A 21,737-nucleotide genomic window follows, 5' to 3' on the forward strand; every position below is an offset into this window, starting at 1 on the left:
CAGCAGCGGCGGCCGGAGACAGGGTGGGTGAAGCCGTCAAACCGCCCCCCTCAATATCTGCCTGAGCCTTCGCGCAGGTGACTGCTGCCGTGCCCGGACGCATCTGCGTCGGTGCTGTCGACGGCCTGCTGCAAGTCGGCTCCCAGGGTATTTTCGTATTCCGGCTGCGCAACGCTCGCCTCATACAGCCTGCCGAGCATGTCGATCGACAAGCCACTGACGTCGACCATCCATTGCGCCACCTGATCGGCGACTGCCGCGCCCTGCATGGCCTTGTGCAGGTCCGGCATCGCCACCAGCATGCCGGGATGGCAACAACGCAGAAAATGCTCCAGTCCCGCGCCCCTTTCGACAAAGGGCGCAAACAGCATGCACACCAGTTGCGCCTCGTTGAGCCCCAGGCTCGTTTGCGCCTCGGCGGCGGCCTGGGCACGGCGCTCGGCGATGGCCGAAGGCGGGCCGAACAGCTCACGGGCCTGCTCGCAAACGTGTTCCGGCAGTTGTTTGCGGTGCATGATCATGATTGCCCGCTGCACGTAGTCCCCGTAGCCCGCCTCGTAGCTGCGCCCTTGCAGGCAAGCCGCCTGCAGGCCATGCAAATGGGCCGACAGCAGCGGACTGAGGTATTCGTTTTCCGGCGCCGAGGCAATAAGGTCATCGGTCCGTACCCGCAGGAACTCACTGAACAGCAACCAGTTCATTTCTTCGCAGCGATCGACGATGAGGTCATCGATGCCGATGTGCCCTACTCGCCGGCATGCCTCGAAATGACCCTCGGGCTTCCATGTGCCGAGGCGTTGCGGCCCATAGAAATGCCGGTAGAGATCGTCACCCAGGGTATCGAGCTGCGCAAAGAGATTGTCGAAAGTGCCGGTCGTCTCGATACCCAGGCCGACCTTGCGGGTCGCACGCCGCAGGCCCGCCATGAACTGCCTCTGCTGGCGTGGCGTATCGCTGCTGACCAGGGAATCCACTCCCGACTCCCAGCGCGCCATGTGGCGATAGAACTCCGCCATGGCCAGGTAACCGTCATCGCCAACCTCCAGAGGGCTGTCGACTGAGCGAAGATGGCCCAGGACCAGCATGTCCATGCGGTTGGACTCATGCCCGGCCACTGACAAGGGCTGCCGGTGATTGAACGGCACCACTTCGCGGTCATCCGCCATCAGTAGCTCCACCCGGGGGTCGTCGTAGACGAACAGCGCGCTGTAGCAGCGATGGATGTTTTCCAGGGTCGCCTGGGTGGTCTCACTCAGCCGCGGCGTGGCGACGCGCAGATCGAAGGTCACTGGATTCCTGCCGGCGATGCTCAATTGCGCGGCCCTCAGGGCCGTCAGCACGTAGAAACTGTCCCGGCTCCCGTTCATGACCGTCAGTACGCGGTAGTCACCAATCCGCTCAATGCCACCAGCGGCGACGATCAAACGCTGGATCAAAAGCTGCAACGCCGTACGCTCCGCACGGGAATAAAAACCCAACAGCCGTTGCAGTATCTGTTGATACACGTGAATCATTGCCTGCTCATGAATTGCGCTCATAACCATTTACCTGGAAGTTCAAATATCAGTGTCGCGCCCACCCACGTGATCGCGCGACGTGTCGACTGGAATTCTTATTTCACTACTTCGAAGAGTATTAGCAATACGCTCGAGCTTTGCTCGCTGTAATTATTTGACACATACATGGAGCATCGACCACCACCCCTTTCGCCATGGCCTGGAAGCCGCAGATTCATTGGGCTCTACGCATTCCGCGATGCGTCCTAGGAGAATTCCGACAGCGTCCCACAGACAATGAGTACGCAAAACAAAGAACTTGCCGAACTTTAATTGACCGCTTGCCTCATACAGGCTTTCCGATAATCGATAGAAGATTCTGCCTCCATTAACGCCTGAAGCCTCTTGAACAGACATTGACGGATCAAGCCTTTCTGGAAACATGTATTGAGCCATGACTTCTTCCTTGAGCTGAAAACCAGCATTCAATTATCAGGACTTCAATAATGATTAGAAGATACAGATTGCGGGCAAAAACCAGTTCAGTTGCCGACAGGGTAAACGGAGTCGTTGCGGACAGGCAGCCGGACACCCTCGCATTGTCGCTGGAGGACTGAAGCAGGAAAGGAAAAAAAGGCCCTATCAGGCCGGAGGCAGCGCAAGAGCCAGGGACAATGACTCTTGCGCAAGACAGGAATCAGGCGGGGTCGACAACCTGAAGGGCAACGCGCTCACGGCACGGACATTCGTCCATGTAACGGTGAGCCTCGACAAACTCATTGAACGGAAAGACCCGGGTCTTGAGTGGTAACAGGACGCGGTCGGCAGTCAGTTGGTTGATATCACGCAGCGCCCGCTGCAGCGCCACCTGGTCCTGGATGATGCCCAGCTCCGGCTTGCCGGTGAAGTTACCGATGCAATGCACGAAGAACTGAATGTTCTTCTGGAACGCCGCGCAGGCCGGGAACGGTGTCTGGTTACCCCCTTGCAGGCCATACAGTACCAGGCTGCCTCGTGGCGCCAGGACATCGCCGAGCAGCGACATCTGTGGCCCGCCCAGGCCGTCGAACACCACGTCGACGCCACGATTGTCGGTGAGCTTGTTGATTTGCATCAGCAAGTCCTGCTCTTCCGTGACGATGACCTTCTCGGCCCCGAGGGACAACAGGTACTCGCGCTCGTCAGCGGTCTTGGTGGCCGCGATCACCCGTACACCCAGCGCCTTGCCGAGCTGTACGAAGGAAGGGCCGGCACAATGGCTGGCATCGGTAACCAGGGCAAACTGCCCTGGCTTGACCCGCGCCAGGTCGACATAGGCGAAATACGCGACCAGCAGCGGCGTGTAGTGCACCGCGGCTTCGATCGGGCTCAACACATCGGGGTAGCGGGTCAGCGCGGTGCGCGGCAGCACAATGATCTCGCCGTACACCGGATAATCGTTCGCGCTTTGCGCGGGAAAGCTGGCGACCTTGTCGCCTACGACCAGATCGTCGACACCGTCGCCGACCGCCGTCACCACGCCGGCCATTTCATGGCCAAGGCCGGAAGGCAGACGGGCCTGGGACGGCGCCAGGTTCTGGCGCCACAGGGTGTCATGCCAACTGATGCCGATCGCTTCGACACGGACCTGCACTTCTCCTGGCGCAGGAAGAGCCGCCGGCTGCTCTTCGCATTTGAGCACCTCGGCACCACCAAACTTGTGAAAACGGATCGTGCGGGACATCGCAAACCTCGTCAAAGTAACCTCTAATGCCATGAACTCTATCCGGGCTTTGTAGCCAAGACCATCAGTGGCTATTAATAGTCGACATGCCTGTCATTGATTCCGCAGCAAGAAAATCAATCAGCCCAGCAGGGCAAATCCTACAAAAATTCATTTAGCCAGTGCAGAGTACCAGCCTTTCCCCGTAAGATTCATGCCGGTCATTGTTCGCATATGGCCGCTCACGTCAAGCTCGCCGAATCTGCCAGGACCCCAGATGAATCGCAATGACCTGCGTCGTGTCGACCTGAACCTGTTGATCGTATTCGAAACACTGATGCATGAACGCAGCGTGACCCGCGCCGCCGAGAAGCTGTTCCTCGGCCAGCCGGCCATCAGCGCCGCATTGTCGCGCCTGCGCAGCCTGTTCGATGACCCGCTGTTCGTGCGCACCGGCCGCAGCATGGAACCCTCGGCCCGGGCGATCGAAATCTTCGCCCTGCTCTCCCCGGCCCTGGATTCGATTTCCACGGCTGTCAGCCGCGCGGCGGAATTCGACCCGGCCACCAGCACCTCGGTGTTTCGCATCGGCCTGTCGGACGACGCCGAATTCGCCCTGCTGCCGATGCTGCTCAAGCGCCTGCGTGCCGAAGCCCCTGGCATCGTGCTGGTGGTGCGTCGGGTCAACTACATCCTGATGCCGAGCCTGCTAGCGTCCGGCGAAATCTCCATCGGCGTCAGCTACACCGACGACCTGCCGGCCAACGCCAAGCGCAAGGTCCTGCGCCGCAGCTCGCCCAAGGTGCTGCGAGCCGACACCGCGCCGGGACAACTGACCCTGGACGAATTCTGCGCCCGCCCCCACGCCCTGGTGTCCTTCGCCGGCGACCTGAGCGGTTTCATCGATGAAGAGCTGGAAAAACTCGGTCGCAAGCGCCATGTGGTATTGGCGGTGCCACAATTCAATGGCCTGAGCACCCTGCTGGCCGGCACCGACATCGTCGCCACCGTCCCCGACTACACTGCCGACGCACTGACCGCCGCCGGGGGTGTGCGCGCGGAAGATCCGCCGATCCCGGTGCGCAGCTTTGAATTGCACATGGCCTGGCGTGGGTCCCAGGACAATGACCCGGGGGAACGCTGGTTGCGGTCGCGGATTCAGATGTTCTTTGGCGATCCGGATAGTCTTTAGGCTTTGTCGGCAGGCTGTTTAACTGATCATCTCCGGCTTTTGATTGCACATGGGGATCATTCAGTGCTGAGGCCCAACAGCCCCTCCCCAAACTCCCCCGCTGCTGTTCGCAGCACTACGCAAGGGCGTTCTCACGCGCCTGCCAACGCAGCGAACGAGTGGAGTTCAGATCTACTGCCGCCTGGATGGACACCCATTCCAGCTCTGTTTATCGCTCTACAGCGACGCATTTGATCTCCACGAGAAGGCCAGGGCGAGCCAGTTCAGCGACACCTATGCATGTCCAGGCACAGGTACTCCTGGGAAAGACTTCATCTTTCACGCGTCTGAAAATTGGCATGTGGCGGTGCATATCGACGTGATAAGTTGTCATTTCGACGACATCTTCAAATCCGCAACCACCGGCTTCCAAGACGAGCCGGAGATTGTCCCATGCTGCCAAAAACTGCTGCTCAGGGTCTTCGATAACTGATAATTCCGGCGTCCGGCCTACCTGACCAGCGCAATAGAGCGTTTTTCCTACCTTTACAGCTGGCGCATAACCAGCACGCTCGCAGAGCAATTTCATGCCATCTGGAACAATGATCTGACGATCAGTCATGATGTTGTGGAGCCCAAAATATAAACGGATACGAAGCTACCCCAGGTGCCAGAGCGTCGTCCAATCGGGTTACTCCCACTTTTCTTCGCCGGCCATCGGTACCCAATCTTTTAAAGGTGTGAGGAAATGCAGTTCAAAGCGACGTGACAGGAACGCCCACTTTCCGTCCCGCCGTTCAAACCTGTCGTGGTACAGCCCGCTGACTTGAACCGGGCCTTTTTCAATGTCATGGAACAGGCAGTCCGCAGCCACCGTCCCTATCGCACTGTCACCGTTGATTTCGATCAACGGGTTGGCCATCCAGTGATGCATATGTGGCATCTGGCGCCAGCTGATTTGCGCCATCGCCAGGATTTCTTCACGATTCCCGGCTTGGCCGAAACCCGGAAGATCCAGTGTCGATTCTTCATGCCAGATACCGCTCAGGAGCGATACGTCGATGCGGTCGAAGGCATTGGCGTAGGCGCTGATCAGCGATTCGATGGCGGCGCGACTTTCCAGGACGTCCAGTCGGGTGGTCAATTCTTCGATGTTCATGATGAGGTTCCTGCTGAGGCTTTGCAAAAGCGACAAAGGCAGCCCTTGTCAGGGCTGCACTACGGTTCAACAGGTGCTCAGATCTGCGACAGGCCGCCGTCGACCATCAACTCCACACCGTTCACATATTTCGCATCGGCCGACGCAAGGAACAGCGCCGACGAGGCGATTTCTTCAGGTTGCGCCATGTACCCCAGCGGAGTGATCTGCTCAACATGCTGGCGCAGCGCGGCAATATCGCTTTCGTTCATCTTCAAGCCGTTATCCATCAGAGGCGTTCGGGTGAAGCCAGGGCTCAGGACGTTCGCTCGAATTTTGCGACCTTTGAGTTCGTTGGCCCACGTCCTGGCGAAGGACCGCACCGCGGCCTTGGATGCGTTGTAGAGGCTCAGTCCTTCCATGCCATTGCTGGAACAGATCGAGGCCGTCAGCACGATCGAAGCGCCGTTTTTCAGCAACGGCATCAACGTCTGCACGGTGAAAAACACGCCCTTCACGTTAATGTCGAACATGTTGAAGTAAGCCGCCTCGGTGGTCTCGCCCAGCGGATTTTTTTCGCAGATACCCGCGTTGGCAAACACTGAGTCCAACTGTTCGTTGCGAGACTCGATCGTCGCCTTGAGCCTATCAAGATCAGCCTGGCGCGCTACATCGGAAACGACCGCGACTGCTCTATCGCCGAGCCTGGCCACCGCCGCTTCCAACGTGGTTGCCGAGCGCCCGGTGAGGTAAACGCGCTTGGCGCCCTCTGCAATCAAACCCTGCGCAATTGCAAACCCGATCCCGGTGGATGCCCCGGTGACGACGGCAACCTGATCAGCGAATTTACCTGACATATCTGACTCCTCAGTCTCGATTGTGTGGCTCGACTGGAACCACAGAGTCGCCATTTTGCGAGGAGTCCGGCGGCGAGCGGCACTGCCATAAATGAACGTTGGCCGTTCAATTATGTGAGGCGTCAGCGAAGGTTTGATCGCTTAGATTGGAGTCAGTTGGTTCAGAGCATGACCCGCAATCGAGAATATTCTGGAACCGAAGGGTTCCAGGAAGGAGACCTTATGCCTCAGAAAGAAATCGCCCTCCCGGAACCGCGGCGCTGGTTGATGTTTGCCATCTTGTTGGTCGGTGCATTTTTACCGCCGCTGGATTTTTTCATCGTCAACGTAGCGCTGCCCTCGATTCAGCAATCGCTGGACACGGCTTCCTCTGCCGAACAGTTGATCATCTCTTCCTACGCGGCGCTTTATGCCGTGACATTGATCACCGGCGGACGGCTGGGTGACATCTACGGCCGCATGAGAATGTTCTTCGTTGGCCTGATTGGCTTTGCCGTTGCCTCACTGATTTGCGGTGTCGCCGAGTCCCCCTGGGTGTTGATCGCCGGACGCTCGCTGCAAGGCGTGACGGCCGCCGTCATGGCGCCACAGGCACTCGCTTCAGTGCAGGCAATATTCCCAGAGTCCGAAAAGCCCTTGGCGCTGAGCCTGTATGGCGCGGTGTTTGGTCTGGCATCGGTAGTCGGCCAGGCACTTGGCGGAATATTGATATCGCTCAACCTGATGGATTTGGGCTGGCGGGCGATATTTCTAGTGAATTTACCGATTGCGTTGCTGGTCATTCTGATCGCCATTCCTGTGGTCAAGGAAACACGCGCGCAACAGACCAGCACGCTGGATCTGGGTGGAACGCTATTGTCCATGGTGACGCTTGCGGCGCTGATCATTCCGCTGATCGAAGGGCGTGAAGCGGGCTGGCCTTTGTGGGCCTGGCTATCGCTTGCAGCGGTGCCGCTGCTGGCCTGGCTGTTCTGGCGCTACGAAGCCCGTTTGCATCAAGCGCAAGGCGTACCGTTGCTTGATCCTGCCGCACTGCGCGCGCCCGGGCTGGGTCGGGCTTTGCTCGTCGCGCTGACCTTTTACGCGATCGGCGTGTTCTTCCTGCTGTTCTCCATTTATCTACAGGGAGCGCTGCACACGAGCCCACTCAATGCAGGCCTCATCTTCCTTCCTTTCGGCGCTGGATTTTTGCTGGGACCGCTTTCCACCCCTCAGTTCAGGCGTTTTCTGGGGGCGTACGTCAATCCGCTCGGCATGGGGCTTGAAGTGTTGGGATTCATTCTCTTGGCCTGGCTCGTGGCGCACACGCCGACGTCCGTCAGCCCCGCTGCGCTGCCCCTTGCCGTCATCCTCTTTCTGATCGGTTTTGGACAGGGGCTGGCACTCCCGACACTCATGCGAATGATCACAAGACGTGTGGCACCAAAGTATTCCGGCATGATTGCGGGCATCACCAGTTCCACTCTGCAAATCAGCACGTCACTGAGCGTGGCAATAATTGGTGGCATTTTCTACACCGTTTTGGGCACGGATACGGCCGCGACAGCCATCACCCACGCCTTCACCGTCTCCATTCTCTGCATCGCAGCATGCCTGGCGGTAGGCGCGGGACTGAGCCTGACCCTGGCGCGCCAACCTGCTGCAGAGCCGCAAACGGCGGCCATGCGCCCAGCAGAGTGAGTCAACCGCCTGCCTGGTTGCCGATCATGATGGATGCAAGGTCGGCAAGGGCACGAAGGCTGTCCATCTGACGCATGTCCTGGTGGTAGCCCATCCATATGTCGCGGCCCGGTGGCGGTTCGTGCGAATCAATCAACCGCAATGTCGGTAACCGGTCGCCCAGGGCACGGGGCAATACAGCGACGCCCTGCCCTTGCGCGCACATTTGCGCCTGGACTGTGCGGCTGCTACTGGTGAACACGGTACGGGCCAGAGGGTAACGCTGCTGCAGCCACTGCACATCGGGATAATGAGACTGGGCAACACTCATGGTAATCAAACCGACCCCTTCGCCCTGTGGCTCGGGGTCAGCAGATCCAACCGCCGCGTATAACCCATAGTTTAGGGAGATCAGCTTGCGGTGCACGATATCGGGTTCGGTGAAAGGGACAATTCGAAACGCGATATCGGCGTCGCGACGAGCCAGGTCAAATAATCGATGCCCAGCGATAACCTCAGGCACGATCAGAGGGTAACGTCGCCCCAGTTCACTCAGGACCGGGGCCAGCACATAGCCGGCAAACCAGTCAGCGCAAGAAATGCGCAATACACCTTCTGGCTGTGCGCTGTCGCCCGCCAGTCGTCTTTCGATGGCCAACGCACTTTGCTCCATTTCCTGCGCCAGGCTGAGCAACTTCTCTCCGCTATCGGTCAGTACCAGACCTTGGGCGGTACGCAGGAAAATGGGCTGGCCGCTGGACTGTTCAAGCACCTGCAAGCGCCGCCCCACGGTCGGATGGCTGACACCCAACAGCTTGGCGGCAGCGCCCAATGATCCGCTGCGGGCAATCGCGAGGAAGACCCGCACATCACTCCAATCCATGCTCTACCCCGTACAAAATGAGCAGTGAGAGTGCAGCAATGGCAGTGCCGTAGCAATCCCGCGCCCGACATACGCGTCTGTATTCACCTTCATCGAAAGACCAACCGAGGACTGGACAGAAAAATTGACTCTATCGGTCTGGGAAGCCTGTCCAGCACAGCTTTGGAAAATGCGCGGCCCCTCTGGAGCCTGACGCCACGAAGGGGGCAACACCTGCCCCCGTTGTGACGCCCTATGCCCCGGCAAGCGCCTCGCGCACGAAGTCTTCATAGGTACGCAGCGGATGCCCGATGAGGGTCTGGAGCCGCTCCACGCATCCTTCGGCCGCCTGCATGCCAAACATCTGGATACCCTCCATCATCAGGCGCATGTCATACGCCAACCAGCTGGGGCCGTATGCAGCCAGTTGCCCTTCGAAGGCTGCTACATCGTCACCGCCGTAGGCGATCTCGCGCCCCAGGGCCGAGCTCCAGATCTTCGCCACGGAGGCACCGGTAAGTACCTGTGGCCCGACCAACTCCAGCGTCACCCGATCCAGGGCAGAACGCGCCTTGTCGCGTCGCAGCAACTCCGCAACGGCCACGTCGGCGATGTCACGGGCGTCGATCATCGAAACGCCCGCCGAGCCGATCGGCATCGGGTAGACCGAGTAGTTCTGGAGCGTCTGCAGGACCATGTGTTCGTTTTGCATGAAGTAAGCCGGACGCAGGATGGTCGCGGGGATGTCGAGGCTTTCGATCATTCGTTCAACGGTGTGCTTGCCGGTGAAATGCGGAACGTTGGTGAACCTGTCGGCGTGAATCACCGACAGGTAGACGATGCGTTCGATGCCCGCCTCCCGAGCGAGGTTCAGCGTGATGAGGGCTTGCGTCACCTCATCGGGTGTCACGGCGTTGAGCAGAAACAGAGTACGTACCGAGGACAGCGCGGCACGCATCGACGCGACGTCGGAGAGGTCGGCGACGACTTCAGTGACACCGACGGGGAAATCGCGCTTGCCTGCCTGGCGCACCAGCGCCTTGACTTCGGCGCCCGCGCCGGCAAGGCCTTGGGTAACGAGTGAACCAACCGTGCCGGTGGCACCAATAACGAGAATGCTCATGTTTGAATCTCCTGCGGTAGGTATCTGGATGGGTCATTGAGATGACGACGAGGAGAAAGTATTCCGTTGCACTCGGGAAACAAAGATCACAGAATCCAGACACCTCGTTTCATATATGGAACACCATGAACCTGAACTCACTGTCCGACTTCATCCTTGTCGCAACCCATGGGGGACTGGGGAAGGCAAGCCGCACGAGCGGCGTTTCCAAGGCCACCTTGTCGCGGCGCATCAGCGAGCTTGAAGAACAACTGGGCGTCAGGCTGATCGAGCGCAGTGCCCGCGGCCTGAAGCTGACCGAAGCCGGCGCGGGGCTGATGTCGCGAACGGAAGGCCTGCTGAGTGAAGTCTCCGAAGCCATGACGGCGGCACGCGAGGGCGTTTCGACACCCCGTGGGTACCTGCGGGTGGCGGCCCCGGTGTTGTTTTCCCAACTCGCGATGGGCCGCATTGGTGCCGAGTTCTGTGCGGCCTACCCGGAAGTCCAGCTTGAAGTCACGGCGGAGGATCGCGCGGTGGACCTCGTGGAAGAACAATTCGACATCGCGATCCGGATCAACCCGAGCCCGGACAGCAATCTGGTCGGTCGATGTTTCGCCAGGGACCGACTGGTGGTCGTGGCGGCGCCTGGAATCCCCAAGCCAGCGCCCGGCGCAATCAGATCCGTCCCCGGCATCGTCACGACGACTTTCCAGCCCACCCGGTGGAGTCTCGACGAAGGGCAGTTGATCCTGGAACCGATCCCGACGCTGCGTTTCTCTTCGTTCCTGATGGTCCGCGATGCTGCTATTGCCGGTGGCGGCGCTGCACTGATCCCACAATCCATTGCCTGGAATCAGCTTGGGCGTGGCGAGTTGGTCCAGTGGGGCACGGTATCGGGGGCGGAGCCGGCGCTGTGGGTCTTGCATACCTCCAGGCGCCTGGCTGCGCCCAAGGTTCGCGCCTTTGTCGATTTCATCTGCGACAGATACCCGGACATGTCACTGGTTCTGAATGGATAGAACGGCCTTCGCCCTGACTCCTGCGCATCCTGGTGAAAAGCTTTGAACTAAGGTCTCAAGGTAGAATCTTCTCAACTCACCCCTTTCGGAGACCACAATGCTTCGTGTGTTTGAACGAAGACTCGACCCCTTCCCGCCCGATGAAGCACCACCGCCGCCGGTTGGCCTGACGCGGTTCCTGTGGGCCTGCACCCGGGGCGCCCGGGGCTATATCCTGATATTTGCGCTGCTCAGTGCCGGCGTGTCGATCTACGAGGCCTGGCTGTTTTCGTTTCTTGGACAAGTGGTGGATCTGCTCTCGACCTGGCAGGCCGGCGGTGATGCACAGGGCCAGGAAAGCCGGGTGCTGTGGGGTATCGGCATTGTCCTGGTCACCAGCATTGGGCTGGTGGCGCTGCGGACCATGGTCCAGCACCAGGTCCTGGCGATCAATTTGCCGTTGCGGCTGCGCTGGGATTTCCATCGCCTGATGCTGCGGCAAAGCCTCTCGTTCTTTTCCGATGAGTTCTCCGGCCGGGTCACGACCAAGGTCATGCAGACGGCCCTGGCCGTGCGCGAAGTCTTGTTCACCGTGATCGAAATCGCCCCCGGCATCGGCGTGTATTTCATCGCGATCATCGCGCTGGCCGGCGGCTTCGCCTTGAAACTGATGCTGCCTTTCATTGCCTGGATCGTGCTGTTCGGGCTGGCCATGCTGTATTTCGTGCCGCGCCTGGGGCAAGTCGGCCAGGAACAGGCCCATGCCCGGTCGTCGATGACCGGACGCATTTCGGATGCCTACACCAATATCACCACCGTCAAGCTGTTCTCCCACTCCAAGCGCGAAGCGCACTTCGCCCGCGCCGCAATGGAGGATTTCAAGCAAACCGGCTTTCGCCAGATGCGCCTGGTCAGCCAGTTCGAAATCGTCAATCAGGCGCTGGTGGTGGCGCTGATCCTTGGCGCCGGCGGCTATGCTTTGTGGCTTTGGCACCAGGGCGAAGTCGGCACGGGGGCGGTGGCGGCGATCACGGCCATGGCGTTGCGTATCAACGGCATGTCCCATTGGATCATGTGGCAGATGACCTCGTTGTTCGAAAGCATCGGCACCGTGCAGGATGGCATGGGCACCCTGACCCGAGGCCCCAAAGTGCAGGACGCACCGGACGCCGGCGTGCTGGTGCCCTCCGGCGGCGCGGTGACGTTCGACAACGTGAGCTTCAACTACAGCGGCGAACGCCAGGTGCTCGATGGACTGAGCCTGAGTATCCGCCCGGGGGAGAAAATCGGCCTGGTGGGTCGTTCCGGTGCCGGCAAATCCACGCTGATCAACCTGCTGCTGCGTTTCTACGACGTGGACAGCGGTGAGATCCGCATCGACGGGCAAAACATCGCCCACGTCACCCAGGACAGCCTGCGCAGCGCCATCGGCATGGTCACCCAGGATACGTCCCTGCTCCACCGCTCCATTCGCGACAACATCGCCTATGGCCGCCCGGATGCGACCGAAGCACAGATCCGCAGGGCGGCTACCAATGCCCAGGCCGACGGATTCATCAGCCAATTGAGCGACCGCCAGGGTCACACCGGCTACGACACCCTGGTGGGTGAGCGCGGCATCAAGCTGTCCGGCGGCCAGCGCCAACGCATCGCCATCGCCCGGGTAATGCTCAAGAACGCGCCGATCCTGTTGCTGGACGAGGCCACCAGCGCCCTGGACTCGGAAGTCGAAGTCGCCATCCAGGAAAGCCTCGATGAAATGATGCAGGGCAAGACCGTCATCGCCATTGCCCATCGACTGTCCACGATCGCCGCGATGGATCGGCTGATTGTCATGGATGACGGGCGCATCATCGAACAAGGCACCCATGCCGAACTGCTGGCGAAAAACGGCACCTATGCGCGGCTGTGGCAGCATCAGAGCGGTGGGTTCCTGGGTGAGGACCAGGGGATCTCCGAAGCCGTGGTGTAAAGCTGGCCCGCCCCAAGGCAGAGGCGATTCATTGTGGCGAGGGAGCTTGCTCCCGCTGGGCCGCACAGCGGCCCATCCCTTGGTTCGATCAGCCTGACACACCGAACCACTGGATTCCGGGCCTGCTGTGCAGGCCAGCGGGAGCAAGCTCCCACGCGACAGGAATGTAAAGCCCGATGGTCTAGAACCACGTTTCCATCTGAATCCCGTACTGCCAGATACCACCAGCATTGAAATCCGTCTTGCCGAACGAATCCGAAGCACTGTAGCGGTCCAGATCCGAAGACCAGTTCATGACGCTCGCGAACACCCGCAGTTCAGGACGAGTAAGCAGGTCGCCCAAGTCCGGCTTGAAAGTCGGCGCAACGGTGAATTTCCAGAAGTTGCCGTCCACCGCGTTACGTTGCATGTAGCCCTTGGGATCAAGGTCCATGGTCTGCCAGCTCATCTCGTAGGCCATCTCGAAATTGCTGTTGATCTCGTTGGCCAGTCGCACGTTCAGAGTCATCCAGCGATAGTCGTCGCCCTTGACGTAGCGGTCCTTGCTCTGTTCGGCCAGCAGGCTCGGGCCGATGCGCCAGCCGGGCGCAATCGGGGTTTCCCCGTAGAGCGCCAAGCGCAAGGCCCGGGCTTCGTCGATCAGTTCGCCGTCCGCACCAATGTTCTTGACCTCCGCCCCCAGGCCTTGGCCATAGAGCAGCGCCGTCTTGAAGAAACCTTCACGGCCAAAAAAGGAGCGCTGGTGGTTAGCGATCATGCTGTGCAAGCCGGAATCCGCCGGAGCCAGGCCGGCTTGATTGGTGCGGGTGCTGAAATCGTTTTTCTTCGAGCCGATGCCGTTGAACATCCACTGCCACTGTCCGTTGGCGAAGAACTGGTTGGAGGTCAGCACATAGCTCTCCACGTCGGCATTGACCCCACCTTCACTGAAGTCCCCGTAGTTGCGCCCGATCAGCGAGTAGTTCGAGCGCCAGTCCTTGCTCATCTGCACGTCGTAGATGCCACCGCCGGTACCGGCCAGGTAGACGACGTCCGAGTCCAGCCAATGAATATCGAAGTTGTCCCGGTCGAAGCGCTTGCCTGCCCAGAGGGTGGCGTTCTCGAACATCGGGTTGCCCTTGAACGCGGCAAGATGGTCGAGCTCGGTAAACACCTGGCGCACGTTCAGGTTGCTTTCTTCGGCGGTCCAGTCATTGGAGCTTTCCACGCCATCGGCAATGGAAACGGTGAATTTGGAACGGGTACCGTTCTGCGCATACAGCTCTTTCGACAGGTCGATGCGCATGTAGGTATCGTCCTCGTTGCCGAGTCGTCCCACCGCGCCACCCACGGAACCGGCCGGGGTGGTATAGGGGCCGCCGCGCCCTCCCCCCAGTCCATCGTTGATCAGCAATCCGGAGCGGGCGTAGCCCTTGAAGCTGAACCCGTCAGTGAGGTGCGCGCCGCTGCCGGCCTTTTCCAGGCTTTGCTGGCTGGCTTCGAGTTTTGCCAGCCGTGCGTCCAAAGTGGATGCCACGGGAGCGGTCGCAACGGCGGTTGAGGGTTGCAACGTGGGATTGCTGAGTTTGAGCTGCTGCAGTTCCCTAGCGAGTGCCTGGGCCTGTTGTTCGGCCGCGGCGGCGCGTTTTTCCGCGGCGCTGGTGCGGGCTTCGAAGGCTGCCATGCGCTCTTCCAGTGTAGCGGCCTGGGCCGTGATCGCCGAGGTGCCGAGCACGCCCGCAATGAGCCAGCTTGATGCTTTCTGCATGTGGATTTCCCTGTTTTGTTTTTATTGTTCTGTCTCGCGACCGACCTGTTTTCCATGGAGGGCTAATTGTGAGACTCCACGAAAAAAAGGATGCCTCATCGCAAATACGCTGCTACATTTGGCGATGTTAACGTTAACTTTTATAAAAACAAAAATAAAGAGGGCTTTATGAAACGACTCAAATCGCTCCTTCCAGCAGCACTGTTCACCGCTGTCGCCGGGCTTCCCTGCCTTTCCAGCGCGGCCGATCTGACGATCTCCTGCGGCGCGGTGGGTGCGGAACTGCAACTGTGCAAAGAGGCTGTCGAGGCCTGGTCGAAACAGACCGGCCACAGCGTCGACGTGGTATCCACGCCTGACTCGGCAACCGAGCGGTTGTCGTTCTACCAGCAGATCCTCAGTGCGCAGTCCAGCGACATCGACATCATCCAGATCGATATGGTCTGGCCGGGAATGCTGGCCAATCACCTGCTGGATCTGCGCGAAGTACTCCCCGCCGATGCGACCCAAGGCTACTTCCAGGCCCAGGTGGATAACGCCACGGTAAATGGGCGGCTGGTCACCATGCCGTGGTTCACCGACTCGGGACTGTTGTATTACCGCAAGGACTTGCTCGATAAGTACAACAAGCCGGTCCCTCAGACCTGGGAGGAAATGACGGTTATCGCCAGGGATGTGCAGCAGGCAGAGCGCAACGCCGGGAACGCCAACGCATGGGGTTATGTCTTCCAGGGCCGGGCCTATGAGGGCCTGACCTGCAACGCGCTGGAATGGATCAGCAGTCAACCGGACGGCGGCCTGGTCAATCCGCAAGGCGATATCGTGGTCAACAACCAGGCTGCAAGGGCTGCGTTGACCCTGGCAAAAAGCTGGGTGGGCGATATATCCCCCCGTGGCGTGCTCAACTACACCGAAGAGGAAGGACGCGGGGTATTCCAATCGGGTAATGCGCTGTTCATGCGCAACTGGCCGTATGCCTGGGCCCTGGTGCAAAGTCCGGACAGTGCGGTGAAGGACAAGGTCGGGGTCGCCCCCCTGCCCCGTGGCGGCGCGACCGGCAGCCACGCCTCCACCCTCGGCGGCTGGGGCCTGGCGGTATCGCGCTACAGCGCCAGGCCCAAGCTGGCGGCGGAGCTGGTGGGCTACCTGACCAGTGCCCAGCAACAGAAGCATCGTGCGCTGGTGGGCGCCTACAACCCGGTTATCGAGTCGCTCTACCAAGACCCTGAACTGCTCGCGGCCATGCCGTACTACAGCCAGCTGCACAGCATTCTGAACGATGGGGTCATGCGCCCCGCCGCCATCACTGCCGCCCGCTATCCACGGGTCTCCAATGCGTTCTTCGATCAGGTCCACGGGGTCCTGGCTGGAGAGTTGCCGGTCGATCAGGCGCTGGCCGACCTGGAAAGCGAACTCACACGTATCAAACGCCGGAACTGGTAAGTCACAAGGAAGGAAATCACCATGTCTGTCTCTTCTGCCCACGCGCCCAGCGTCGAGCACCTGCCCGCCCGGGAAACGCCGGTACAACGCCGCCGAGTACGCGCCGCCTGGCTGTTCCTGGCGCCGATGCTGCTGTGCCTGACCCTGGTAGCGGCCTGGCCGCTGCTGCGTACGTTCTGGTTCAGCCTGACCGATGCCAGCCTCGCGGACACTGGCGGTGGCACCTTTGTCGGCTTGAGCAATTATCTGTTCTACAGCGGCTCCGGCTGGTCCGGCGTGCTGGTAGATCCGCAATGGTGGAACGCGGTGCGCAACACCCTGCACTTCACCGTGGTGTCGGTGGGGGTGGAAATGGTCCTGGGACTGCTGGTGGCGCTGTTGCTGAACATCAACTTCACCGGGCGTGCCCTGGTGCGGGCGTTGATCCTGATTCCCTGGGCGATTCCGACCATTGTCTCGGCGAAGATCTGGTCATGGATGCTCAACGACCAGTTCGGCATCATCAATCACCTGATGCTGGGTCTCGGGCTGATCGATGCGCCCCTGGCCTGGACCGCAGATGCACAACTGTCGATGTGGGCGGTGATCATCGTCGACGTCTGGAAGACCGTCCCGTTCGTCACGCTGTTGATGCTGGCGGCCTTGCAGATGTTGCCGGGGGATTGCTACGAAGCCGCGCGGGTCGATGGTATCCATCCGTTGAAGGTGTTCTGGCGGGTCACCCTGCCACTGCTGCTGCCGGCGCTGCTGGTGGCGGCGATCTTCCGCATTCTCGACGCCTTGCGGGTGTTCGATGTCATCTATGTGCTGACCTCGAATGCTTCGAGCACCATGAGCATGTCGGTCTACGCCCGCCAGCACCTGGTGGAGTTCCAGGACGTCGGTTACGGCAGCGCCGCCTCGAGCCTGCTGTTCCTGGTGGTTGCGGTGATCGCCATCGTCTACCTGTACCTCGGACGCCGCCAGATGGAGGTCCGCTCATGAACCGCCGACTGCTGAAGAAAGCCCTGTTGCGCCTCGGCTTCTGGTGCCTGATCGGAATCCTGCTGCTGTATGCGGTCTTCCCTTTCTACTACGCCATCGTCACGTCGCTGAAGTCCTCCACGGCCTTGTTCCAGGTGAGCTACTGGATCGACAACCCCGACTTCTCCAACTATGCCGCCGTGCTCCAGCAAGCCTCGTTCCTGCGGGCCATCGGCAATTCGCTGGTGGTTTCGCTGTGCGTAGTGGCGTTGGCGCTGTTTCTCAGCCTGACGGCTGCCTATGCGTTGGGCCGGGTGAAGTTTCGTGGACGCGGCACGGTATTGATGCTGGTGCTCGGTGTGTCGATGTTTCCTCAGGTCGCCGTATTGTCCGGGCTGTTCGAGGTGGTACGGGCCCTGGGCCTCTACAACACGTCCTGGGCGCTGATCCTGAGCTACACGATTTTCACCTTGCCCTTCACCGTCTGGATACTGACGACGTTCATGGGACAGCTGCCCCACGAACTGGAGGAAGCGGCGATCATGGATGGCGCTTCGCCGTGGGTCACGCTGACCCGCGTGCTGCTGCCGCTGCTCTGGCCGGCACTGGTCACCACCGGCCTGCTGGCGTTCATTGCGGCCTGGAACGAATTCCTGTTCGCCCTGACGTTCACCCTGACCGACACCCAACGCACGGTCCCGGTCGCCATCGCGCTGATTTCCGGCGGCAGCTCCCATGAACTGCCCTGGGGGCTGTTGATGGCGGCGTCGGTGCTGGTCACTGTCCCGTTGGTCATCCTGGTGCTGATCTTCCAACGCCGGATCGTTTCCGGCCTCACTGCCGGCGCGTTGAAGGGCTGAAGCCCCATAAAGACAAGGAACCCCATCGTGAGCAAATTGAAACTGCACAACGTGAACAAACAATTGGGCGGCGCACGCATTCTGCGCGACGTCAGCCTGGACATCGCGGCGGGTGAGTTCGTGGTGTTCGTCGGCCCTTCCGGTTGCGGAAAATCGACCTTGCTGCGTCTGATCGCCGGGTTGGACTCGATCTGTGACGGCGACCTGCTGATCGACGGCCGCCGGGTCAACGACCTGGAGCCACGCGAGCGTGGCGTCGGCATGGTGTTCCAGTCGTATGCGCTGTACCCGCACATGACCGTCTACGACAACATCAGTTTCGGGCTCAAACTGGCCAAGACCGAAAAAACCAGCCTGCGTGAGCGAGTGTTGAAAACCGCGCAGATCCTGCAATTGGACAAGCTCCTGCAACGCAAGCCGAAGGAGTTGTCGGGCGGCCAGCGTCAGCGGGTGGCCATGGGCAGGGCCATGGCGAGGGAGCCGGACATCCTGTTGTTCGATGAACCGCTGTCCAACCTGGATGCCTCCCTGCGGGTGCAGATGCGCAACGAAATCGCCCGGTTGCATGCCCGGCTGAGTTCGACCGTGATCTACGTCACCCACGATCAGGTCGAAGCGATGACCCTGGCCGACAAGATTGTCGTGCTCAACGGTGGTCGCATCGAACAGATTGGTTCGCCCCGTGATCTCTACGAGCGCCCGGCCAGCCGCTTTGTCGCCGGTTTCCTGGGCTCGCCCAGGATGAATTTTGTTCCAGCGTTCCTGCATGCGCCAGGGGAAACCAGCCTGGTCGAAAGCTTCGTGCTGGGCAAGACAGCCCTGCCCTTCGACAGCTCCGGCCTCGCGGCGGATACCCAGCTGAGCCTGGGGATTCGCCCGGAACACGTGACGCTGGAAGCCGCGTCGGGGTCCGCCGGCGTGGTGGTGACCGGCGTCGAATACCTCGGCAGCGAAACCTATGTGCACGTCGATACCGGCCAGGACGAACCGCTGATCTGCCGTTGCGAGGTGAATGCAGGCTGGCAGACCGGCGACCGGGTCAAGCTGCGCCTGGAAACCGACAACCTGCACCTGTTCGATGCCGATGGGGTGGCCTTGAAGCGCCACGCCTTTGAAACCCTGCCCGACGGCGTGCCACTGCGCCCGGCACCCGCAGGCGCCCTATGACCTTGTCTTTGAATACCATGAACGCACCTATATCCCCAGCAACACTGTCCCCGGCCCTCGAACATGCGCAGCAAGCGCTGAGCGACGGCCTGTCCCGCGTCATCCAGGATTATCGGCCGGCCTATCACCTTGCCCCTGTGGCGGGCTGGATGAATGACCCTAACGGCGTGGTGTACTTCCGGGGCGAATACCATGTGTTCTATCAACACCACCCTTTCGAAGCAAAATGGGGCCCCATGTATTGGGGCCATGCCAAGAGCGCTGACCTGGTCCATTGGCAGCACTTGCCCATTGCCCTGGCGCCAGGCGACGACTTCGACCGCGACGGGTGTTTTTCCGGCAGCGCGGTGGTGTGCGGGGATACCCTGGCGCTGATCTATACCGGGCATACCTGGCTGGGGGACGTGGGAGATGAACGCCTGATCCGGCAAGTGCAATGCCTGGCCACCAGCACCGACGGCATCCACTTCGTCAAACATGGCGCGGTGATCGAACGCCCGCCCGAGGACCCGATCATGCACTTTCGTGATCCCAAGGTCTGGAAGCAGGATGATCATTGGTACCTGATTGCCGGCGCCCGCCTGGGCGACAGGCCGCTGTTGCCGTTGTATCGCTCGGTTGATCTGCGCGCCTGGGAACTCCTCGATTATGTCGACCGGGGCGAAGAAGGCGACGGCTATATGTGGGAGTGTCCGGATCTGTTTCGCCTGGACGGCCGCGATGTGCTGCTGTACTCGCCTCAGGGCATGCATCCCCGGGGTTACGAACGGCTCAACAAGTACCAGACCGGTTACCGGGTAGGCCGGCTCGACAGCAAGTGGCACTTCAGCGGCGGGCCCTTCATCGAACTGGACAATGGCCATGATTTCTACGCTGCGCAAACACTGGAGGCCGCCGACGGTCGACGCCTGGTGTGGGCGTGGCTCGACATGTGGGAGAGCCCGATGCCGAGCCAGGCGCATCACTGGTGCGGCATGCTCGGCCTGCCCCGCGAGCTTGAGTTGCATGGCGATCGCCTGCATGTGTTCCCGGCGCGGGAGCTGACTGCCTTGCGCCAGTTGCCGCTTCCAGGCACGCCACCGTGGGCCGGTTCGGGCATGCAAGGGGTGCCGCACATCAGCGGCGACCGGCTCGAACTCCAGGTGCATCTGGACCTGCTCGGCTGCACCGACGGGCACCTGGGCGTCGCCTTGCGCTGCAGCAGCGATGACGAGAACGCTGAACAGACCCTGCTCTACTACGATGGGGCATTGCAGCGCCTGGTGCTGGATCGCAGCCGCGCGGGGATGCCGGTCGACGGTCGGCGCAGCGTGCCGATAGACCTGGCGCTGGAGCAACTGCAATTGCGCGTGTTTCTCGATCGTTCGTCCATTGAGGTGTTTGACCAGGACGGACGCTTCAGCCTCAGCAGCCGCCTCTATCCCCGCCCCGACAGCCTGGGGGTGAAGTTGCTGGCCAGCGGGTCCGGCGGGCGCGTCTCCATTTCCAGGGCATGGTCCCTGGGCTCGGGTTGGCTATGAACGCCATCGTCGAAGTCGCGGGAAGCCTGGACCCTGTGTCATGATTGCCCGTCAACCTGACGGGCCCCACCTCGCATGACTTCAGTGAAAGACGTTGCACAGCTGGCCGGCGTGTCCCTGATGACGGTTTCTAGAGCGCTCAACAATCCGGAAAAACTGAGCGCCGAAACCCTCCAGCGGGTGCGTCGCGCCATTGATGAGCTGCAATTCGTACCGAGCCTGTCGGCGCGCCGAATGCGCGGCGACAACCTCCAGGCACGGACCATCGGCGTGTTCGCCCTGGACACCGCGACCACACCGTTCGCGGTGGAGCTGTTGCTGTCCATCGAACAGACCGCACAGCAAGCAGGCTGGAACGTCTTCATCCTCAACCTGTTGAACAATCCGCCCACCGACCAGGACATCGACCTGATGCTCTCGCACCGGCCCGACGGGTTGATCTTCAGTGCCATGGGGTTGCGCCAGGTGAGCATTCCCGAGCGCCTGAAAAGCAAACCGCTGGTGCTCGCCAACTGCCTGGAGGATGACAATCGCCTGGTCAGTTATGTGCCGGATGACGAGAGCGGCCAGCACCGCGCCATGCATCATGCCTTGAGCCAGGGCTATCGACGCCCGCTGTGTATCAATCTGCCAAAGCGCAGCGTTGCCTGGGGCCTGCGACAGGCCGGCCTGCAGCGTGCCTGCCAGGCATTCGGGCTGCCTTCGGAAGCACTGTTGCAATATGACCTTTCCGATCACGATGCCTATGGTGAAACGGCCGCGATCCTTGACCGGCACATCCTCGACGGTCGCCCCGAATTCGACATCCTGATCTGTGGCAACGACCGCATTGCCTTTTGTGCCTATCAGTTGCTGTTGGGCCGTGGCCTGAAGATTCCCGACGATGTGGCCGTGCTCGGCTATGACAACATGATCGGTATCGCCGAGCTGTTCATCCCACCCCTGACCACGGTGCAACTGCCGTACTACGAGATTGGTCGCCAGGCCGCCCGGCACCTGATCGAAACGCTGGAGGTCACGGGCACCCAGCCAGTGGATTGCCCCCTGGTGATCAGGGCGTCGATATAGCTCGACACC

Annotated in this window: 18 protein-coding genes; 10 read left to right on the forward strand and 8 right to left on the reverse strand. The window is 60.7% G+C overall.

Translation table 11 applies throughout. From position 1 onward, the window contains the following. Positions 1–50: 50 nt before the first annotated feature. Positions 51–1,538, reverse strand: a complete 1,488-nt coding sequence (locus N005_RS22480; protein ID WP_047703192.1) for a hypothetical protein — start codon at positions 1,536–1,538, stop codon at positions 51–53. A 655-nt stretch (positions 1,539–2,193) separates the two neighbouring features. Further along, the gene (locus N005_RS22485; protein WP_047703193.1) at positions 2,194–3,219 is read right to left on the reverse strand and encodes a zinc-dependent alcohol dehydrogenase family protein; all 1,026 of its coding nucleotides are present in this window, start codon (positions 3,217–3,219) and stop codon (positions 2,194–2,196) included. 256 nt (positions 3,220–3,475) lie between these two features. Here N005_RS22485 and N005_RS22490 point away from each other — a divergent pair, with 256 nt between their 5' ends. Further along, entirely contained in the window at positions 3,476–4,390 is a 915-nt protein-coding gene (locus N005_RS22490) for a LysR family transcriptional regulator (protein ID WP_047703194.1), read from the forward strand. 208 nt (positions 4,391–4,598) lie between these two features. Here N005_RS22490 and N005_RS28410 read toward each other — a convergent pair whose 3' ends face one another. The 3 genes from N005_RS28410 to N005_RS22500 all read right to left on the reverse strand — a co-directional run bounded on the left by N005_RS28410 (position 4,599) and on the right by N005_RS22500 (position 6,364). Further along, positions 4,599–4,991, reverse strand: coding sequence for a RidA family protein (locus tag N005_RS28410; RefSeq protein ID WP_081993323.1), 393 nt, complete (start codon positions 4,989–4,991; stop codon positions 4,599–4,601). Positions 4,992–5,060: 69 nt separating this feature from the next. After that, positions 5,061–5,528 (reverse strand): nuclear transport factor 2 family protein, encoded by a 468-nt coding sequence (locus N005_RS22495; RefSeq protein WP_047703195.1) that lies wholly within the window; start codon positions 5,526–5,528, stop codon positions 5,061–5,063. Positions 5,529–5,605: 77 nt separating this feature from the next. Continuing rightward, positions 5,606–6,364, reverse strand: coding sequence for an SDR family NAD(P)-dependent oxidoreductase (locus N005_RS22500; RefSeq protein WP_047703196.1), 759 nt, complete (start codon positions 6,362–6,364; stop codon positions 5,606–5,608). Between the two features lie 222 nt (positions 6,365–6,586). Here N005_RS22500 and N005_RS22505 point away from each other — a divergent pair, with 222 nt between their 5' ends. Continuing rightward, a complete protein-coding gene (locus N005_RS22505) occupies positions 6,587–8,044 on the forward strand; it encodes an MFS transporter (RefSeq protein WP_047703197.1) in 1,458 nt (485 codons plus the stop codon). Position 8,045: 1 nt separating this feature from the next. Here N005_RS22505 and N005_RS22510 read toward each other — a convergent pair whose 3' ends face one another. Both N005_RS22510 and N005_RS22515 read right to left on the reverse strand, forming a co-directional pair. Next, a complete protein-coding gene (locus N005_RS22510; protein ID WP_047703198.1) occupies positions 8,046–8,906 on the reverse strand; it encodes a LysR family transcriptional regulator in 861 nt (286 codons plus the stop codon). Positions 8,907–9,138: 232 nt separating this feature from the next. Next, positions 9,139–10,008 carry an NmrA/HSCARG family protein gene (locus N005_RS22515; RefSeq protein WP_047703199.1) on the reverse strand — a complete coding sequence of 290 codons (870 nt, stop codon included), beginning with the start codon at positions 10,006–10,008 and terminating at the stop codon, positions 9,139–9,141. 125 nt (positions 10,009–10,133) lie between these two features. Here N005_RS22515 and N005_RS22520 point away from each other — a divergent pair, with 125 nt between their 5' ends. Then, entirely contained in the window at positions 10,134–11,009 is an 876-nt protein-coding gene (locus tag N005_RS22520; RefSeq protein ID WP_047703200.1) for a LysR family transcriptional regulator, read from the forward strand. Positions 11,010–11,106: 97 nt separating this feature from the next. Continuing rightward, positions 11,107–12,960, forward strand: a complete 1,854-nt coding sequence (locus N005_RS22525; protein WP_047703201.1) for an ABC transporter ATP-binding protein — start codon at positions 11,107–11,109, stop codon at positions 12,958–12,960. Positions 12,961–13,141: 181 nt separating this feature from the next. Here N005_RS22525 and N005_RS22530 read toward each other — a convergent pair whose 3' ends face one another. Beyond that, positions 13,142–14,707, reverse strand: coding sequence for a carbohydrate porin (locus N005_RS22530; protein ID WP_047703202.1), 1,566 nt, complete (start codon positions 14,705–14,707; stop codon positions 13,142–13,144). Between the two features lie 168 nt (positions 14,708–14,875). On the opposite strand from N005_RS22530, the gene N005_RS22535 reads away from it, so the two are divergent. From N005_RS22535 to N005_RS22560, 6 genes are all read left to right on the forward strand, one after another. Continuing rightward, positions 14,876–16,150 (forward strand): ABC transporter substrate-binding protein, encoded by a 1,275-nt coding sequence (locus N005_RS22535; RefSeq protein WP_047703203.1) that lies wholly within the window; start codon positions 14,876–14,878, stop codon positions 16,148–16,150. A 21-nt stretch (positions 16,151–16,171) separates the two neighbouring features. Then, entirely contained in the window at positions 16,172–17,134 is a 963-nt protein-coding gene (locus N005_RS22540; RefSeq protein WP_047703204.1) for a carbohydrate ABC transporter permease, read from the forward strand. Further along, complete coding sequence (locus tag N005_RS22545; protein WP_047703205.1) at positions 17,131–17,973, forward strand: carbohydrate ABC transporter permease; 843 nt, start codon at positions 17,131–17,133, stop codon at positions 17,971–17,973. Before N005_RS22540 ends, N005_RS22545 begins: the two co-directional genes overlap by 4 nt. Before the next feature lie 27 nt (positions 17,974–18,000). Further along, on the forward strand, positions 18,001–19,140 hold the full coding sequence (locus N005_RS22550; RefSeq protein ID WP_047703206.1) for an ABC transporter ATP-binding protein: 1,140 nt from the start codon (positions 18,001–18,003) through the stop codon (positions 19,138–19,140). Next, positions 19,137–20,660 (forward strand): glycoside hydrolase family 32 protein, encoded by a 1,524-nt coding sequence (locus N005_RS22555; protein ID WP_052126452.1) that lies wholly within the window; start codon positions 19,137–19,139, stop codon positions 20,658–20,660. The genes N005_RS22550 and N005_RS22555 overlap by 4 nt, the downstream gene beginning before the upstream one ends. 75 nt (positions 20,661–20,735) lie before the next feature. Next, positions 20,736–21,728, forward strand: coding sequence for a LacI family DNA-binding transcriptional regulator (locus N005_RS22560; RefSeq protein WP_047703207.1), 993 nt, complete (start codon positions 20,736–20,738; stop codon positions 21,726–21,728). The last annotated feature ends 9 nt before the right edge of the window (positions 21,729–21,737 follow it).

The sequence above is a fragment of the Pseudomonas mediterranea CFBP 5447 genome (assembly GCF_000774145.1).
Classification (GTDB): domain Bacteria; phylum Pseudomonadota; class Gammaproteobacteria; order Pseudomonadales; family Pseudomonadaceae; genus Aquipseudomonas; species Aquipseudomonas mediterranea.

Bases quoted from the DNA above. Each gene is read 5' to 3' on its own strand.
- N005_RS22480 (WP_047703192.1), bottom strand. From the start codon at position 1,538: ATGAGCGCAATTCATGAGCAGGCAATGATTCACGTGTATCAACAGATA.
- N005_RS22485 (WP_047703193.1), bottom strand. From the start codon at position 3,219: ATGTCCCGCACGATCCGTTTTCACAAGTTTGGTGGTGCCGAGGTGCTC.
- N005_RS22490 (WP_047703194.1), top strand. From the start codon at position 3,476: ATGAATCGCAATGACCTGCGTCGTGTCGACCTGAACCTGTTGATCGTA.
- N005_RS28410 (WP_081993323.1), bottom strand. From the start codon at position 4,991: ATGACTGATCGTCAGATCATTGTTCCAGATGGCATGAAATTGCTCTGC.
- N005_RS22495 (WP_047703195.1), bottom strand. From the start codon at position 5,528: ATGAACATCGAAGAATTGACCACCCGACTGGACGTCCTGGAAAGTCGC.
- N005_RS22500 (WP_047703196.1), bottom strand. From the start codon at position 6,364: ATGTCAGGTAAATTCGCTGATCAGGTTGCCGTCGTCACCGGGGCATCC.
- N005_RS22505 (WP_047703197.1), top strand. From the start codon at position 6,587: ATGCCTCAGAAAGAAATCGCCCTCCCGGAACCGCGGCGCTGGTTGATG.
- N005_RS22510 (WP_047703198.1), bottom strand. From the start codon at position 8,906: ATGGATTGGAGTGATGTGCGGGTCTTCCTCGCGATTGCCCGCAGCGGA.
- N005_RS22515 (WP_047703199.1), bottom strand. From the start codon at position 10,008: ATGAGCATTCTCGTTATTGGTGCCACCGGCACGGTTGGTTCACTCGTT.
- N005_RS22520 (WP_047703200.1), top strand. From the start codon at position 10,134: ATGAACCTGAACTCACTGTCCGACTTCATCCTTGTCGCAACCCATGGG.
- N005_RS22525 (WP_047703201.1), top strand. From the start codon at position 11,107: ATGCTTCGTGTGTTTGAACGAAGACTCGACCCCTTCCCGCCCGATGAA.
- N005_RS22530 (WP_047703202.1), bottom strand. From the start codon at position 14,707: ATGCAGAAAGCATCAAGCTGGCTCATTGCGGGCGTGCTCGGCACCTCG.
- N005_RS22535 (WP_047703203.1), top strand. From the start codon at position 14,876: ATGAAACGACTCAAATCGCTCCTTCCAGCAGCACTGTTCACCGCTGTC.
- N005_RS22540 (WP_047703204.1), top strand. From the start codon at position 16,172: ATGTCTGTCTCTTCTGCCCACGCGCCCAGCGTCGAGCACCTGCCCGCC.
- N005_RS22545 (WP_047703205.1), top strand. From the start codon at position 17,131: ATGAACCGCCGACTGCTGAAGAAAGCCCTGTTGCGCCTCGGCTTCTGG.
- N005_RS22555 (WP_052126452.1), top strand. From the start codon at position 19,137: ATGACCTTGTCTTTGAATACCATGAACGCACCTATATCCCCAGCAACA.
- N005_RS22560 (WP_047703207.1), top strand. From the start codon at position 20,736: ATGACTTCAGTGAAAGACGTTGCACAGCTGGCCGGCGTGTCCCTGATG.